Origin of the sequence: Thalassospira sp. MCCC 1A01428, from assembly GCF_002115825.1 — a bacterium.
Lineage (GTDB): Bacteria > Pseudomonadota > Alphaproteobacteria > Rhodospirillales > Thalassospiraceae > Thalassospira.
This window is the reverse complement of the sequence record NZ_JFJZ01000004.1, coordinates 1-13,982: the sequence shown is the minus strand read 5'-3', so window position 1 is coordinate 13,982 and position 13,982 is coordinate 1. Positions and strand designations below refer to the sequence as shown.

Sequence of the window (13,982 nt, the reverse complement as noted above, 5' to 3'; positions counted from 1 at the left end):
GATTTTCGGCTCCCCCTGTTCAATCCACCTTGGTCCTAAAACCCGAATAGAAAGGTAATTGCGGCCCCCACGGCAATAAGCCCCAGCCGCACCAGCCACGTTCGCGATGAAATAATCCCGAACGAAATGGCCCCCAGGCCCAAAGCCACCTTAAGCGACGCACCAATCGCAAAACCCGGGTTGGTCCCCAGCAACAACAGGGATGGATTTGCCACCATCGCCAAAGGCACCAGATACAACCCGACACCAAGCGACATTGCCGTTCCTGCGACCTTCAGCCAGTTTTCCTCGACCATACCTGCGGCAATAAATACCGCCCCGCACACCGGCGGCGTAATGGTTGAAAGCAACGCAAACCAGAACACAAACAAATGCGCCTGTAACGGATCAAGGCCCAACTCGCCAAGGGCAGGCCCCGCAACGGACACGCAAATCACATAAGCCGCCGTTGTCGGCACTTCCATGCCCAAAACCAGACAGGCAATAGCTGTCAGGAACAAGGCGGGCCATAACATCCCCCCCGAACCGGAAAGCAAAAGCGATGTAATTTTCACACCCAGCCCGGTGAGGCCCAAAACACCAATCACAATCGACGCACACAGAATAATCGAGGCAATCATGGAAATTTGACGCCCGGCATTCAGGCACACATCGATATATCGATCACGACTGCGGCGTAAATCAAAGGTCAGCCCGGCATCAAGAAACAACAAGGCCGCCCCGGCCAAAAGCGCAATGCACGCCGCATATTGCGGGGTATATCCCCCCCCAAACATGCCCCATAACAGCACCGTAAACGGCACCAGGAAAAAAGCCGATGTAATCACCACCGCCCGCAGGGTTGGCCGGTCTTCGTCAGGCAGACCGGGCAAGTCATAACGCCCGGCATAGGCATTAATGCCAATCCATACCGCCAGAAAATACAAAATCGCCGGGGGTAATGCCGCCACCATGATTTCAGAATAGGGATGGCCGGTAAGTTCCACCATCACAAAGGCCCCGGCCCCCATCAGCGGTGGCATGATCTGCCCGCCCGATGACGCCACGGCCTCGACCGCGGCAGCAAGGCGCTTGGGGTAGCCCAGGCGCGTCATCGCGGGCAAGGTGATAGCCCCGGTTGAGGCCACATTCGCCGAGGCCGAGCCGGAGATTGAGCCAAACAAAGCCGACGAAATTACTGAAACCTTGGCCGCCCCGCCGCGCAACCGCCCGGCAGCAGCACCTGCCACATTCATAAAGCCCTGCCCGGCTTCACCAGCATTTAGCACCGCGCCAAAAATAACAAAAATCGCAACAATGCTAACAGAAACGCCCGTCAGGCTGCCCCATAAGCCACCTTCGGCAATGGTAAGCGTGCCCAGCATGCTTTCAACCGGCAGGCCACCATGCCCGAATTCACCGGGAATATATTGGCCCCAGAACCCGTATGCCAGCGCCAGTGATGCCACCAGCGGTAACGGCCAGCCAATCGCCCGACGTGCCATTTCCAGAACAATAAATAACAACGCCAGCGCAATAATGATCTGGAAATTATCGGCCAAAAACCCGTACTGATCGGATAATTCACTGTGATGCACCGCGATCCAGCCACAACCAAACAGCCCGATCGCCGTTAAAATCGTACCGCTAACTTTTTGCAATGGTGTTTTGGCAACAAATATCAACGCCCACGGCAAAGCCAGCGCCATATGTAACGGACGGCTTACCAGGTTGGGAACAAGGCCGGAAAAAATCAGCCACAGATGAAAAACAATGGATACAGCCCCAAGGGCGATCCAGACCGGACGGGCAAGGCCCGGATGGGAAGCAGATTGCATGATATTCCTGAAACAGAAGGCCCGGTGCAACAGGAACTGACACACCGGGCCGCAAGGGCAGATTACGTCAAGGACGCCTATTTTTGATCATCACGTACCGGAAAACCGGCCTCGGCATAATACCGCAACGCACCGGGATGAATTTTACCGGTGATATTCACCAGCATGTCAGGGGTAACACCTTTCCACCACTGGGCATCCTGGCCCATTTTGGCTTTCTGGCCCCAATAGGTTTTGGTCAGGGCATAGGCGGTATCGTCATCCATGGCGGTGGTAGCATAGGCGATAACCGACAAAGAGGATGTATGAATATCATCCGTCTGGCCGTTATAGGTGCCCGCCGGAATAACCGCAAGATCACGCCCGGTTTTGGCGATTTGATCATCGCTAAGTGACAAAACCTTTACATCCATGCCCGCCGCGGCCTCGATCACGTTGGGGGCAGGCCACGAGCCAGCCGTCACAAAGGCATCAATTTGCCCGTTTTTAAGGGCAGCAACAGCATTGGACAATTCGGCACTGGCAAGTTTAACCTTATCGTTCAGGCCAAACAGTTCCAGGTACTTTTCACCTTCTTTCGCCCCGAAAGACCCTTTGCCCAGCAAAACAGTCTTACCTTCAAGATCGGCAAAGCTGTTAATACCGCGATCTGCGCGGGCCACAAAATGCATGGTCAGCGACGGAATCGGAAACAGGGCACGAACGTCGGCGAACTTGTCGGTCGGGCGCCCTTTAAACGGGCCGGTGCCAGCCTGTGCCGATGCAACCAGCGCGGGCGGTGATGTAAACATATAGTTGCCCGGCCGTACCGAGGCTTCCATCACGTTCTGAACCGAACCCTGGCTTTCCTCGACCGTCACAATAATATCGCCGTTGGTGCCGGTTTTGGCGGCTTCGGCAAACTGGGCTGCCATCTGATAATAGGACGATGCCGATTTTGCCGATTTAAGGGTAACGCGGGTTTCGGCCTGTGCCATTGTGCTCCATGCGCCCAACAGGCCCAATCCTGCGGCCAAAACACCGATTGTACGTAAAACTTTCAAGCTATCCTCCCGTTTTTCGGCCAGCCCCATAATCTTCCATCTGGCCGTTTGCTATTCATAGACGCAAAATTCCGCCCAAGGCAGGGCAAATTTCCGCAAATTTCAACCAATTCCAAATCATAGAAGGCATCCCGGTAGCAAAGGTCAAGTAACTTGTCGGCATGAAAGCAGCCCGTCGCAACGCAGCATTTTCCATCGCATTTGGATCCGCCATTGTCTTGTGAAAGGGCTTGCCAACCCCCAATTGAAGGGCGACGCTATATAATGACATTTCTGCCATGTTTGTTTTCGTGCCATGGTTGCGCATTGAATGCTGGCATTTGCAGATAAAATACCCTATTTGCGGCACATCACGTCAAGCTATTCGGGGAAGTTTCCCCAACGCTTCCGGGAACACCCCGGATTGGAATACGTTCCTGAAAACCATAAATGTTTCACCCTGTTAGATTGACAGTATGACTGTTGGTCCGGCAGGGTATTTTCGAAATACTGCAACGCCCGAGGTTGGCCATGCCGCGTTCGCCTATTGCGATGATAATTGCCCTGTCGGCGACCCTCTTTGCCGCTTTCACCCTTAATTCAGGGTCATCGCTGCAATCATCATTGCTGGCGTTGCGTGCGTCCTCCGAGGGATTCGCGCCGATCTATACCGGTATCATTATGGCGTCCTATTATTCCGGCTTTGTCGGCGGCATAATCTGGGGCGCGTCCCTGGTGAACCGGGTTGGCCATATCCGCACCTTTGCCGCCCTCGCCTCGACCGGATCGGCCATTACCCTCCTGCATGCCGTATTTGTCGACCCCATCACATGGGCGCTGTTTCGCGCCATGACCGGGCTTTGCCTGTCGGGCCTGTATCTGGTGGTTGAAAGCTGGCTAAACGAACAGGTCGATAACAATTCGCGCGGTGCCATGATGGCATCCTATATGACGGTATCGCTCGGTGGTTTGGCACTGGGGCAGCTCATGCTTAACCTGTCGCCCATTTCCGGGTTTGAGCTGTTTACGCTGGCATCGGTTTTATTATCGCTGTCGCTGGTGCCTATCGCCCTGACCCGCCAACCCCCGCCTGCGGCCGTCAGTCATGAACGCATGAAACTGCGACGCCTGTTTAAAATTTCGCCACTCGGGTTTGTTGGCGCGGCAGGCAGTGGTGTTTTTTCGGGCGCCATTTATGGCGTTGGTCCGGTGTTTGCCGCCGATCTGGGGCTGCCCACCGCCGACATCGCCACCTTCATGTTTTTTGTCATTTTGGGCGGTATGATGTTGCAATGGCCGATTGGCCGCGCGTCAGACATGGTGCCACGTCAATATGTTCTTATTGGCTTGCTGGTGGGCCTGATCATGACCGGTCTGGTGCCTTATCTCATGCCCGAAACAGTCCGCACCCACCTGTCTTTCTGGGGGGCTTTACTGGGCGTGTTTACCATGCCGGTCTATGCCATTTCAGTGGCCTATGTGAATGACTATCTGACACCGGATGATTTTGTCCCTGCCAGCGGCGCCCTGTTGATTGTTTATGGCGGTTCCGCAGCACTTGGCCCGATTGTGGGTTCCATGTTCCTGGATTATTTCGGTCCGTGGGGCTTGCCGTTGCTGTTTTCAATCGTGGCTTTCGCCATGGCTGTTTTTGCCACCTACCGCGCCGGTTTTGGTCGCCGTATTACACTGGAAGAACAGGGAACATTCGTTGCTGTGCCGCGCACAACACCTATGGTAACCGAATTATCCCCCCTGGGTGACGAAATCGCCGCCGACGAGGAATCCACAGCCATGCAGGCCGAAAAAGATGCTACCGACAACAGCAATGTTCCCCCGCAGGGCGGATCATAAAGGGTAGGTTTTGCCACAGGCGGACCGGCATGGAACGTGCGGTTTACTGACCGCCTCGCAAATGCAGTACAATTAAGGTTGCGGTCTGCCGGATCCTTTCAGCTTTTCAAACGTTTTCCATAATGCGGAAAACATCCCACAGATTTGAAAGCTGTGGTGGACCCGGGGTGGTACTGGCACCTATGCTATGTCCAGATAGCTGGGCATGCTGACATGTGCCCGGTGAAATCATGACACTGGCGAGAGGAAACATGACCCAAAGAATCAGCAAAGGTAGCTTGCAGGTTGCAACCGTGTTGCATGACCTGGTAGCAAAAGACGTCCTTCCGGGTACTGGAGTGGATGCAGATGCGTTCTGGGCATCGTTTGAGAAGCTGGTAAAAGAACTGGGGCCGCGCAACCGCGCCCTTCTGGCCAAGCGTGACGACATGCAGGCCAAAATCGACGAATGGCATCTGTCGCGCCGCGATCAGGCCCGCGACCCCGCCGCCTATAAGGAATTTTTGGCCGAAATCGGCTATTTGTTGCCCGAAGGTGACGATTTTTACATTACCACCACCAATGTTGACGCCGAAATTGCCCGTGTTGCCGGGCCGCAACTGGTGGTACCCGTCATGAATGCGCGCTATGCCTTGAATGCGGCCAATGCCCGCTGGGGCAGTTTATATGACGCGCTTTATGGCACCGACGTCATTGACACCGAAGACGGCAAGGAAAAAGGCAAATCCTTTAACCCCAAACGGGGTGCCGCCGTGGTGGCCTATGCTGCCGATTTCCTTGACCATGCAGCACCTCTGGCCAATGGCGCCCATATTGATGTTGTGAAATACGAAGTTCGCGATAATGGTGCGGGCTGGTGGGCGCTTCAGGCAACATTGGCAGACGGCACCGAAACGGCGCTGGCGCAACCGTCGCAATTTATTGGCTTTAATGAAAAAGACTATGCCGTCACGGCCATTTTGCTGCGCAATCATGGGCTGCATATCGAAATCTCCATCGATCCGACTCATTTCATCGGCAAGGACCACCCTGCCGGTGTTGCCGATGTGATTATGGAATCGGCCCTGACCACCATTCAGGATTGCGAAGATTCAATTGCCGCCGTTGATGCCGAAGACAAAACACTGGTTTACCGCAATCTTTTGGGCCTGATGAAGGGCACACTGGAAGAACAATTTGAAAAAGGCGGCAAAACCCTGACCCGGCGATTAAACCCGGATCGGACCTATCAGGGCTTTGATGGTCAGGAAGTCACCCTGCCCGGTCGCAGCCTGATGCTGGTGCGCAATGTCGGTCACCTGATGACCACCGACGCCGTACTGGATGGCGAAGGCAACGAAGTGCCCGAAGGTTTCCTTGATGCCCTTATGACTGCCGTGATTGCCAAACACGATATTGAAGGCAATAGCAGCGTTTCAAATTCCCGCATGGGCAGCATCTATATTGTAAAGCCCAAGATGCACGGCCCCGAAGAAGTCCAGCTTACCAGCGACCTGTTCGCCTTTGCCGAAGAAGCGGCCGGTCTTGCGCCACATACCCTTAAAGTCGGCATCATGGACGAGGAACGCCGCACGACGGTAAACCTTAAGGAATGCATCCGCGCCGCTCAGGACCGGGTTGTGTTTATCAATACCGGGTTTCTGGACCGTACGGGCGATGAAATCCATACCAGCATGGAAGCCGGGCCGATGGTGCGCAAGGAAGCCATGAAGGATCAATACTGGATTTCCGCCTATGAAAACTGGAATGTCGATATTGGCCTTGAATGCGGCATGAAGGGTATTGCCCAGATCGGCAAGGGCATGTGGGCCAAACCCGACCGCATGGCTGAAATGATGGAAGCCAAAATTGGTCACCCCAAGGCTGGCGCAAATTGCGCCTGGGTGCCGTCTCCCACTGCCGCCACCCTGCACGCCATGCATTACCACAAGGTGGATGTACGCGCGGTTCAGGACGAAATTGGCAAGCGCGACCGGGCCAGCCTGGATGATATTCTAGCGATCCCGCGTCTGGGCGATCAGCACCCGATGCGCAGCGAAATCCAGGCAGAGCTGGACAACAATGCCCAGGGCATTCTGGGTTATGTCGTCCGCTGGATTGATGCCGGGGTTGGTTGCTCCAAGGTGCCCGACATCAACAATGTCGGCCTGATGGAAGACCGTGCCACCCTGCGTATTTCCAGCCAGCACATTGCCAACTGGCTGCATCACGGCCTGTGCGATGAAGAACAGGTAATGGAAACCATGAAACGCATGGCCGCCGTGGTGGACCAGCAAAATGCCGGTGATGCGGATTATCGCAATATGGCACCAGACTTTGACAACAGCGTTGCCTTTCAGGCGGCATGTGACCTGGTATTCAAGGGCCGTGAACAGCCCAATGGCTATACCGAACCCGTCCTTCATGCCCGCCGTCGCGAAGCCAAGGCCAAATACGGCGCCTGATTACCCCTGCAAGACAAACCCTTGTAGATCCCGACCGGTCCTCACGGGTTTTGTCGGCAGTTATTCTCAAAAACAGCCCAAGCCGGTAGCGATACAAGCTTTACCGGGCTTCAAATACGAGCAAACCCCGCCCCTTCGTGGCGGGGTTTGTCATATCTGGCGTTCAACACACCCACCGCAAAGACCTTTGCCATTCCAAATTCTTCAAGATTTTTTTTGTAATGAAACAATAAAACCAAAAATAACCATAAGTTGAATTTAAATATAAAGTGTATTTTTAAGTATATCAGTAATAATACTTAAAATAACAAGCTAATTATCGGTCATAAATCAAAAAAATATCCATTTATGCTTACCAGTTTTGCTTACCCATTTTAAATTTTTTCAATTCCCTCTCATATTTTCGAAAATTATTTATATTAGACATTCTTTTATTTACTTATTATGGTGACGAAACTTCACCGTCACTTCAAATGACACATAAAATGGAAATGCCGTTGCCCTTCAGAGGCAACCACAACGCATTTCACAAACCAGCACATCAGGAGGCTACAAATGAAAAACATCTTTCGAAAACTTGCGCCTGCTGCTGCCATGCTTGTCATGGCAACCATGGCTTCGGCTAATGCGCAGGCAGAAACATTAACCGCCGGGGTTGAAGCCGCTTTTCCGCCCTGGGCCTATGTTGAAGATGGCAAATATAAAGGCATCGCGATTGATGCCATGCGGGCCATCGCCAAGGATCAGGGGCTGGATGTTGAATTCAAGGATCTGCCCTGGCCATCCCTGATCCCCGCCCTGGTCAAAGGGCGCATTGATCTTCTTGTTACCGGGCTGAATGTCACCCCGGAACGCGCCAAGGTTCTCGATTTCACCATCCCGTGGTGGGAAAATGACGATGAAATCCTGGTACCCAAAGATTCCGACAAAAACCTGATCACCGCGATGTGCTGCGGCGCCACTGTTGGCGCACAGGGCGGGGCCACCCAATATAAATGGCTGGAAGACAACCTGGCCTCGAACGACAAGGTTGATATGACCTTGCGGGGCTATGAAGATTATGTCACCGCCATTTCCGACATGTTGGCCGGGCGGCTGGATGCTGTTGTCACCTCGACCGACACTGCCGAAGATTTCATTGCCAAGGGACGGCCGATTAAAATCGCCGGGACCATCCAGCAAAACCAGCCCCAGGCGCTTGCCGTTGAAAAGGGCGATCCCAAAAAATTGCTCGGTAAAATCAATGCCGGAATCATGAACATTTATAAATCCGGCGAGTGGGCCGAAATTGTTCATCGCTATGCGCCGCAATCAAGCATTCGCGACATCCCGACCACCATGCCTTCCTATGTCGATACCTATCAGGGCGACATTCCCGGTTACACAAAGTAACGGACGGCTGGCCGTATTGCTGCGCCATACAGGGGGCAGCGATACGGCATTTCTTTTCGTTCCAACGAGCATGAAAACATGATTTTCGAAACGTTGATAAGCCAGATGCCCTATCTGGCACATGGCCTTGCCGTCGCCATCGGGTTACTTGTGTGCCTTTTGTCCCTGGGCCTTGTTCTGGGGCTGATACTGGCGATCCTGGAAGTTTACGGCCATTGGAGCCTGCGGCTGGCCTGCGTCGCCTTCGAGCGCGTTTTTCGCGGCATTCCCGCCATTGTGCTGTTGCTGCTCTTTTATTACGGCGTGACCGATTACATTGATATGGGGTCGTTTACCGCCGCTGTGCTGGCACTTGGCTTACGATCTGCCGCCTATCAATCGCAAATTTTTCGCGGCGCCTTTCTGTCGGTTCCCATAGGGCAAATGATGGCTGCACGCGCCATGGGCATGAACAAGCTGCAAGCCATCCGCGATATTGTTTTGCCCCAGGCGTTGCGCATGTCCATCGGCCCCTGGACCAATGAATTTTCCAGCGAATTAAAGGCAACCTCGCTTGCCTATGTCATCGGCGTTGTCGAACTGACCCGTCAGGCCAAATACATCATTTCGAACACCCAGGGAAATATCCTGATCGTGTTTGGTGTGGTGGCCTTGATGTATTTCGTCGTCAATCGCGCAGGCAACTGGGCCCTGTATCGGCTCGAAAACCGCCTTGCATTGCCGGGCTTTGAACACAGGGGAGACGCATAATGCTGCTGCGTGTTGAAAATATTCATAAAAGCTATGGCGCGGTGGAAATTCTCAAAGGCGTTTCCTTTGAAATGGCACCGGGTCAATCCAAGGTCATTATGGGGCCATCGGGCACGGGAAAATCGACACTTCTGCGCTGCGTCAACCATCTCAGCCCGCCTGACCAGGGCCGGATTTTTGTTGAAGGCGAAGAACTGACTGCCAAAAACCTCAATACAATGCGTCAGAAGGTCGCCTTTGTTTTTCAGGATTTCAACCTGTTCACCCATTTGCGCACGGTTGAAAATGTTGCCATCGGCCCGCGCAAGTTACGGGGCTTTAGCAAAAGTGCGGCGCTTGACCTGGCTTATAAGGAACTGGACCGCGTGGGGCTGTCGGACCGCGCAGATGCCTATCCGGCGGAGCTTTCGGGCGGTCAGCAGCAACGTGCCTCGATTGCGCGGGCGCTGGCGATGGAACCCAAGCTGATTTTATTTGATGAACCCACCAGTGCGCTGGACCCTGAATTAACCGGCGAAGTGGTTTCGGTGATGAACAAGCTTGCCTCCGAAGGCATGACGATGCTGGTGGTCAGCCATGAAATCGGTTTTGCCCGCAAGGCCGCCGATGAAGTGATTTTCATGGAAGGCGGTAAAATCATTGAACAGGGCCCGCCCTCGCAATTGTTTGAAGCCCCGCAACAGGACCGCACCCGTGCCTTTCTCAATGTGATTGAACACGGAGGCGACGCATGAGCGCGTGGCTCGATTTCGCAATGGAACATCTGCCCTATGTGCTGGAGGGCTTGCCCACCACACTGGGCTTGTGGATCTCGGCAATGGCGATCGGGGCGGTATTGGGCCTGGCTTTGGCATGGGCGCGTATTTATGGCAACCGGCCCATTTATGCGATTGCCACGGTGTATGTGGAAATCTTCCGGGGCACGCCAATGCTGGTTCAGATGTTATTCATCTATCTGGGATTGCCCGAAATTGGCATCACATTTGACCCGCTCACCGCTGCTATTATTGCCATTGGCCTCAATACCGCGGCCTATCAGGCGGAATATTTGCGCGGTGCCGTGCGCTCCGTTCCTGCCGGGCAAATGACGGCGGCGCGCGCCCTGGGCATGGGTAAATTTCAGGCCTTTACCACCATCATCCTGCCCCAGGCCTTGCGCCGGGTTATTCCGCAATGGTCCAACGAGGCGATTTTGGAACTGAAATATACCTCAATCGCCTATGCCATTGGCGTCACCGAAATTACCGCGCGTGCGGAAAAAATCGGCTATGAAACCTTTCAGTTTTTCGAGGTCTTTTTGCTGATCGCGGCGATTTATGTGGTCATGACCAGTGTGGTCGCACAATTGTTGCAGCTGCTGGAAAAGAAAGTCGCGGTCCCCGGACTTTAGGCGGCTATTGCAACGCACGCTGTTCACCACGCCGACATCATCGTCGCCAACACCGTAATACAATGTACAAACCCCGCCTTTCGATGGCGGGGTTTGTTCTATCTTGCAACCATCAGGTCAGAATTTCATATCCCTTGGCAGTCACGACAATGCTGTGTTCGTACTGAACCGTGGGCGCGCCAGTATCGGCATACAGCGTCCAGCCATCGTCCTTATCCTCGGTCGCCCATTCCGACCCCATCGACAAAAAAGGCTCGATCGTAATCACCTGGCCTTTTTTAAGGGTACGGCGTTCGCGCGGGTCATCCCATGTGGCGATCGTACCGGGTTCTTCATGCAAGGAACGGCCAACACCATGGCTGGCAAGATTACGGATCAGGCTGTACCCGTTTTTACGGGCAAAATTTTCAACCGTCAGGCCAATTTCACGTAGGGGTGTGCCGTGTCGCACCGTGCGAATGGCGCGCATCATTGCTTTGCGGCCATCTTCGCACAGTTTTTTAATCTCGGGTTCACGGGTTTCAAACCCGCCAAGAACAAAGCTGGCACCGGTATCGGCAAAATAACCATTCAGGGATGCCGACACATCAACATTAATCAAATCACCGGTTTGCATAACCCGTGACCCGGGAATGCCATGGGCGATCACTTCATTCACACTAATGCAGGTTGCCCCGGGAAAATCATATTCCCCTTCGGGCGCAGAAATGGCCCCGGCAGCATCCAGCATGCCACGACCGATATTATCAAGCTCGGCAGTGGTCATGCCCGGTTCGGCCGCAGCGCACATCAGATCACGTATTTCGCCGCACAAACGTCCGATACGGCGCATGGCAACAAGGTCAGCTTCGTTTTTGATTGTCATGCAAAGGCTATGCGATTTTCGTCCGGTAAAGTCAAGATTGCAGCATTATGTTCGTTGCCTCGTCACCTGATTGCGCACAAATAGCTGGCAACCATGCCGGCACAGGGCTGACTGGCATATACCGCGATCATGCTGGCACGATTACAAAATAAAACGCATTAATGTGCATCTGGCCTTGCGAAAATCGCGCTGGCGGATTACGCCCTGCCCTTTATGCTCGCACGGTAAAATGCCCTTATTAAACTGGCAATGGACAATCAAAATGACCATGACCGACATGACCTACTGGCTGGAATTAACCGGCGTTGCGGTTTTTGCTGTCACCGGTGCGCTTGAAGCCTCGCGCCGACAAATGGATATTGTCGGTTTTATTCTGATCGCCACCTTTACCGGCATTGGCGGCGGCACGGTCCGCGATGTTATTACCGGTGAAACCCCGGTATTCTGGATCCGCGACCCCGCCTGGATCATTACCTGCATTGCCAGTGCTATTGTGGTTTATTTTACCGCCCATCTGCTGGAACGGCGTTATGTTGCATTGATCTGGCTTGATGCGCTGGGGCTGGCCATGTTTGGCGTAACCGGGGCCGCAATTGGTCTTAACCTTAACCTCTCACCTTTGGTCGCGATTATTCTGGGCATGATCAGTGCCACCTTTGGCGGCATGGTGCGCGATGTGGTCTGTAATGAATTGCCGCTTATTTTACGCCCGGAAATCTACATTACCTCGGCGCTGTTAGGGGCCACCATTTACACGGTGGGAACCGCCATGCTGGAACTGCCCAAGCAGCCCGTGGCGCTGGTGGCATTTTTATGTGCCTTTGCCCTGCGTGCGGCCGCGCTTAAATACCGGCTTAGCTTTCCGGTCTATCGGGCGCGACCAGGACGCGAATATTAGAATCGGGTCAAACCGAACGGCAAGCCAACCGGAACCACATGAAAGTGCATCATAAAATTGTCGATCGGTCACAATCTGACGCCATCAAACCGGCGTGATGTTCCCTTTGCAAAAGCGATCCGGTATTTTATTGATAAAACACATTTTCCGTGATGTAGTCGCTATCACATATTGCCTGCCTCCTGATAAGGTCTAGGATAGACCCGGCACGCACCCCGATATTCATGACAATAACAGGCCAGTTTAATGCTTGAACATTCGATGAACGCCCAGAATATTCTGCCACAGGATACGGAAACAGCCATGCTGATTGGCCGGGTCTGGGACCCGCGCGTTAGCGGGCCGACGCCGGTTTTGGTTGCAAATGGCACGTTACACGATATTAGCACCTTGGGTGCCACCACCAGCCAGCTTCTTGAACGCGAAGATCTGGTGGTAAAACTTCACAACCCCGCCGACTTCCCCGTTATCGGCACGCTTGACGAAGCCCTTGCCAACAGCACGCCGAATGCAGATCTTGGCAAATTACACATTCTGGCCCCCAACGATGTTCAGGCTGTTAAAGCCAGCGGTGTAACCTTTGTCTCCAGCCTGCTGGAACGCGTGATCGAGGAACAGGCGCGCGGAGATTCCTCGCGTGCCGATCAGATTCGCCGTGAAATTACCGAAATTATTGGCGAAGACCTGTCACAAATCCAGCCCGGTTCTGAAAAAGCTGCCGATATTAAAAAGGTTCTGCTGGAAAAAGGCGCATGGTCGCAATATCTGGAAGTCGGGATTGGGCCAGATGCCGAAATTTTCACCAAGGCCCCGCCGATGTCATCGGTTGGTCAGGGGGCGAATGTGGGCCTGCACCCGATTTCGCATTGGAACAACCCGGAACCTGAACTGGTGCTGGCCGTCACATCAACCGGTCGCATCGTTGGCGCCACCCTGGGCAATGATGTGAATTTGCGCGATGTCGAAGGGCGTTCAGCCCTGTTGCTGGGCAAAGCCAAGGATAATAACGGTTCCTGCGCCATCGGCCCGTTCATTCGCCTGTTCGACGGTGAGTTTACCCTGGAAAATGTCAAATCGGCCGATATTGCCCTGACCATTGACGGGGAAGACGGCTTCCACCTTGAAGGTGTCAGCTCGATGAGCAAAATCAGCCGCTCGCCGGAAAGTCTGGTCGGGCAGGCGATTGGCAAACATCACCAGTATCCCGACGGTTTCATGCTGTTTTTAGGCACCATGTTTGCCCCGGTCCAGGATCGTGGCGCCAAAGGTGCAGGCTTTACCCATGAAACCGGCGATATCGTTAAAATCTCGACGCCGCAGCTTGGCGCACTCATCAATCGTGTGGACCGGTCCGATAAAATTGCACCCTGGTCATTTGGCATTACAGCCTTGATGCGCAATCTGGCTGCGCGCAGCTTACTATAACCGATTCTTCCCGGCCTGCGCCCGGATCCCACCTTATAAACACACAACACCCCGAACCGTACGGTCCGGGGTGTTGTCGTATCGTCCTAATGATCGATCAAAACCAGATCAGTTGGCAACCTTCA

General features: G+C 53.8%; 12 protein-coding genes. 8 read left to right on the top strand and 4 right to left on the bottom strand.

From position 1 onward, the window contains the following. Positions 1–35: 35 nt before the first annotated feature. The 3 genes from THS27_RS04475 to THS27_RS04465 all read right to left on the bottom strand — a co-directional run bounded on the left by THS27_RS04475 (position 36) and on the right by THS27_RS04465 (position 3,140). Positions 36–1,817 (bottom strand): TRAP transporter fused permease subunit, encoded by a 1,782-nt coding sequence (locus THS27_RS04475; RefSeq protein ID WP_085588300.1) that lies wholly within the window; start codon positions 1,815–1,817, stop codon positions 36–38. Between the two features lie 77 nt (positions 1,818–1,894). Beyond that, positions 1,895–2,860, bottom strand: a complete 966-nt coding sequence (locus THS27_RS04470) for a TAXI family TRAP transporter solute-binding subunit (protein ID WP_246832835.1) — start codon at positions 2,858–2,860, stop codon at positions 1,895–1,897. A gap of 55 nt (positions 2,861–2,915) precedes the next feature. Beyond that, positions 2,916–3,140, bottom strand: coding sequence for a hypothetical protein (locus tag THS27_RS04465; protein ID WP_139835475.1), 225 nt, complete (start codon positions 3,138–3,140; stop codon positions 2,916–2,918). A gap of 230 nt (positions 3,141–3,370) precedes the next feature. Between THS27_RS04465 and THS27_RS04460 the strand changes: the two genes are divergently transcribed. From THS27_RS04460 to THS27_RS04435, 6 genes are all read left to right on the top strand, one after another. After that, entirely contained in the window at positions 3,371–4,693 is a 1,323-nt protein-coding gene (locus THS27_RS04460; protein WP_085588294.1) for an MFS transporter, read from the top strand. Positions 4,694–4,944: 251 nt separating this feature from the next. Next, positions 4,945–7,137 (top strand): malate synthase G, encoded by a 2,193-nt coding sequence (locus THS27_RS04455; RefSeq protein ID WP_085588292.1) that lies wholly within the window; start codon positions 4,945–4,947, stop codon positions 7,135–7,137. A gap of 555 nt (positions 7,138–7,692) precedes the next feature. Beyond that, complete coding sequence (locus tag THS27_RS04450) at positions 7,693–8,529, top strand: ABC transporter substrate-binding protein (RefSeq protein ID WP_085588290.1); 837 nt, start codon at positions 7,693–7,695, stop codon at positions 8,527–8,529. A gap of 78 nt (positions 8,530–8,607) precedes the next feature. Next, complete coding sequence (locus THS27_RS04445) at positions 8,608–9,279, top strand: amino acid ABC transporter permease (protein WP_139835474.1); 672 nt, start codon at positions 8,608–8,610, stop codon at positions 9,277–9,279. Further along, positions 9,279–10,013: an amino acid ABC transporter ATP-binding protein gene (locus tag THS27_RS04440; protein WP_085588288.1), complete on the top strand. Its 735-nt coding sequence runs from the start codon at positions 9,279–9,281 to the stop codon at positions 10,011–10,013. Before THS27_RS04445 ends, THS27_RS04440 begins: the two co-directional genes overlap by 1 nt. Beyond that, entirely contained in the window at positions 10,010–10,669 is a 660-nt protein-coding gene (locus THS27_RS04435) for an amino acid ABC transporter permease (RefSeq protein WP_085588286.1), read from the top strand. The genes THS27_RS04440 and THS27_RS04435 overlap by 4 nt, the downstream gene beginning before the upstream one ends. 112 nt (positions 10,670–10,781) lie before the next feature. Here THS27_RS04435 and map read toward each other — a convergent pair whose 3' ends face one another. Further along, positions 10,782–11,534 carry a type I methionyl aminopeptidase gene (map, locus tag THS27_RS04430; protein WP_085588285.1) on the bottom strand — a complete coding sequence of 251 codons (753 nt, stop codon included), beginning with the start codon at positions 11,532–11,534 and terminating at the stop codon, positions 10,782–10,784. Positions 11,535–11,796: 262 nt separating this feature from the next. Between map and THS27_RS04425 the strand changes: the two genes are divergently transcribed. After that, positions 11,797–12,432 carry a trimeric intracellular cation channel family protein gene (locus THS27_RS04425; protein ID WP_085588283.1) on the top strand — a complete coding sequence of 212 codons (636 nt, stop codon included), beginning with the start codon at positions 11,797–11,799 and terminating at the stop codon, positions 12,430–12,432. A gap of 246 nt (positions 12,433–12,678) precedes the next feature. Then, positions 12,679–13,857 carry a fumarylacetoacetate hydrolase family protein gene (locus THS27_RS04420; RefSeq protein WP_085588281.1) on the top strand — a complete coding sequence of 393 codons (1,179 nt, stop codon included), beginning with the start codon at positions 12,679–12,681 and terminating at the stop codon, positions 13,855–13,857. The last annotated feature ends 125 nt before the right edge of the window (positions 13,858–13,982 follow it).

Coding starts and splice junctions, on each gene's coding strand:
- THS27_RS04435 (WP_085588286.1), top strand. CDS start 10,010: ATGAGCGCGTGGCTCGATTTCGCAATGGAACATCTGCCCTATGTGCTG.
- THS27_RS04475 (WP_085588300.1), bottom strand. CDS start 1,817: ATGCAATCTGCTTCCCATCCGGGCCTTGCCCGTCCGGTCTGGATCGCC.
- THS27_RS04455 (WP_085588292.1), top strand. CDS start 4,945: ATGACCCAAAGAATCAGCAAAGGTAGCTTGCAGGTTGCAACCGTGTTG.
- THS27_RS04445 (WP_139835474.1), top strand. CDS start 8,608: ATGATTTTCGAAACGTTGATAAGCCAGATGCCCTATCTGGCACATGGC.
- THS27_RS04465 (WP_139835475.1), bottom strand. CDS start 3,140: ATGGCAGAAATGTCATTATATAGCGTCGCCCTTCAATTGGGGGTTGGC.
- map (WP_085588285.1), bottom strand. CDS start 11,534: ATGACAATCAAAAACGAAGCTGACCTTGTTGCCATGCGCCGTATCGGA.
- THS27_RS04460 (WP_085588294.1), top strand. CDS start 3,371: ATGCCGCGTTCGCCTATTGCGATGATAATTGCCCTGTCGGCGACCCTC.
- THS27_RS04450 (WP_085588290.1), top strand. CDS start 7,693: ATGAAAAACATCTTTCGAAAACTTGCGCCTGCTGCTGCCATGCTTGTC.
- THS27_RS04420 (WP_085588281.1), top strand. CDS start 12,679: ATGCTTGAACATTCGATGAACGCCCAGAATATTCTGCCACAGGATACG.
- THS27_RS04425 (WP_085588283.1), top strand. CDS start 11,797: ATGACCATGACCGACATGACCTACTGGCTGGAATTAACCGGCGTTGCG.
- THS27_RS04440 (WP_085588288.1), top strand. CDS start 9,279: ATGCTGCTGCGTGTTGAAAATATTCATAAAAGCTATGGCGCGGTGGAA.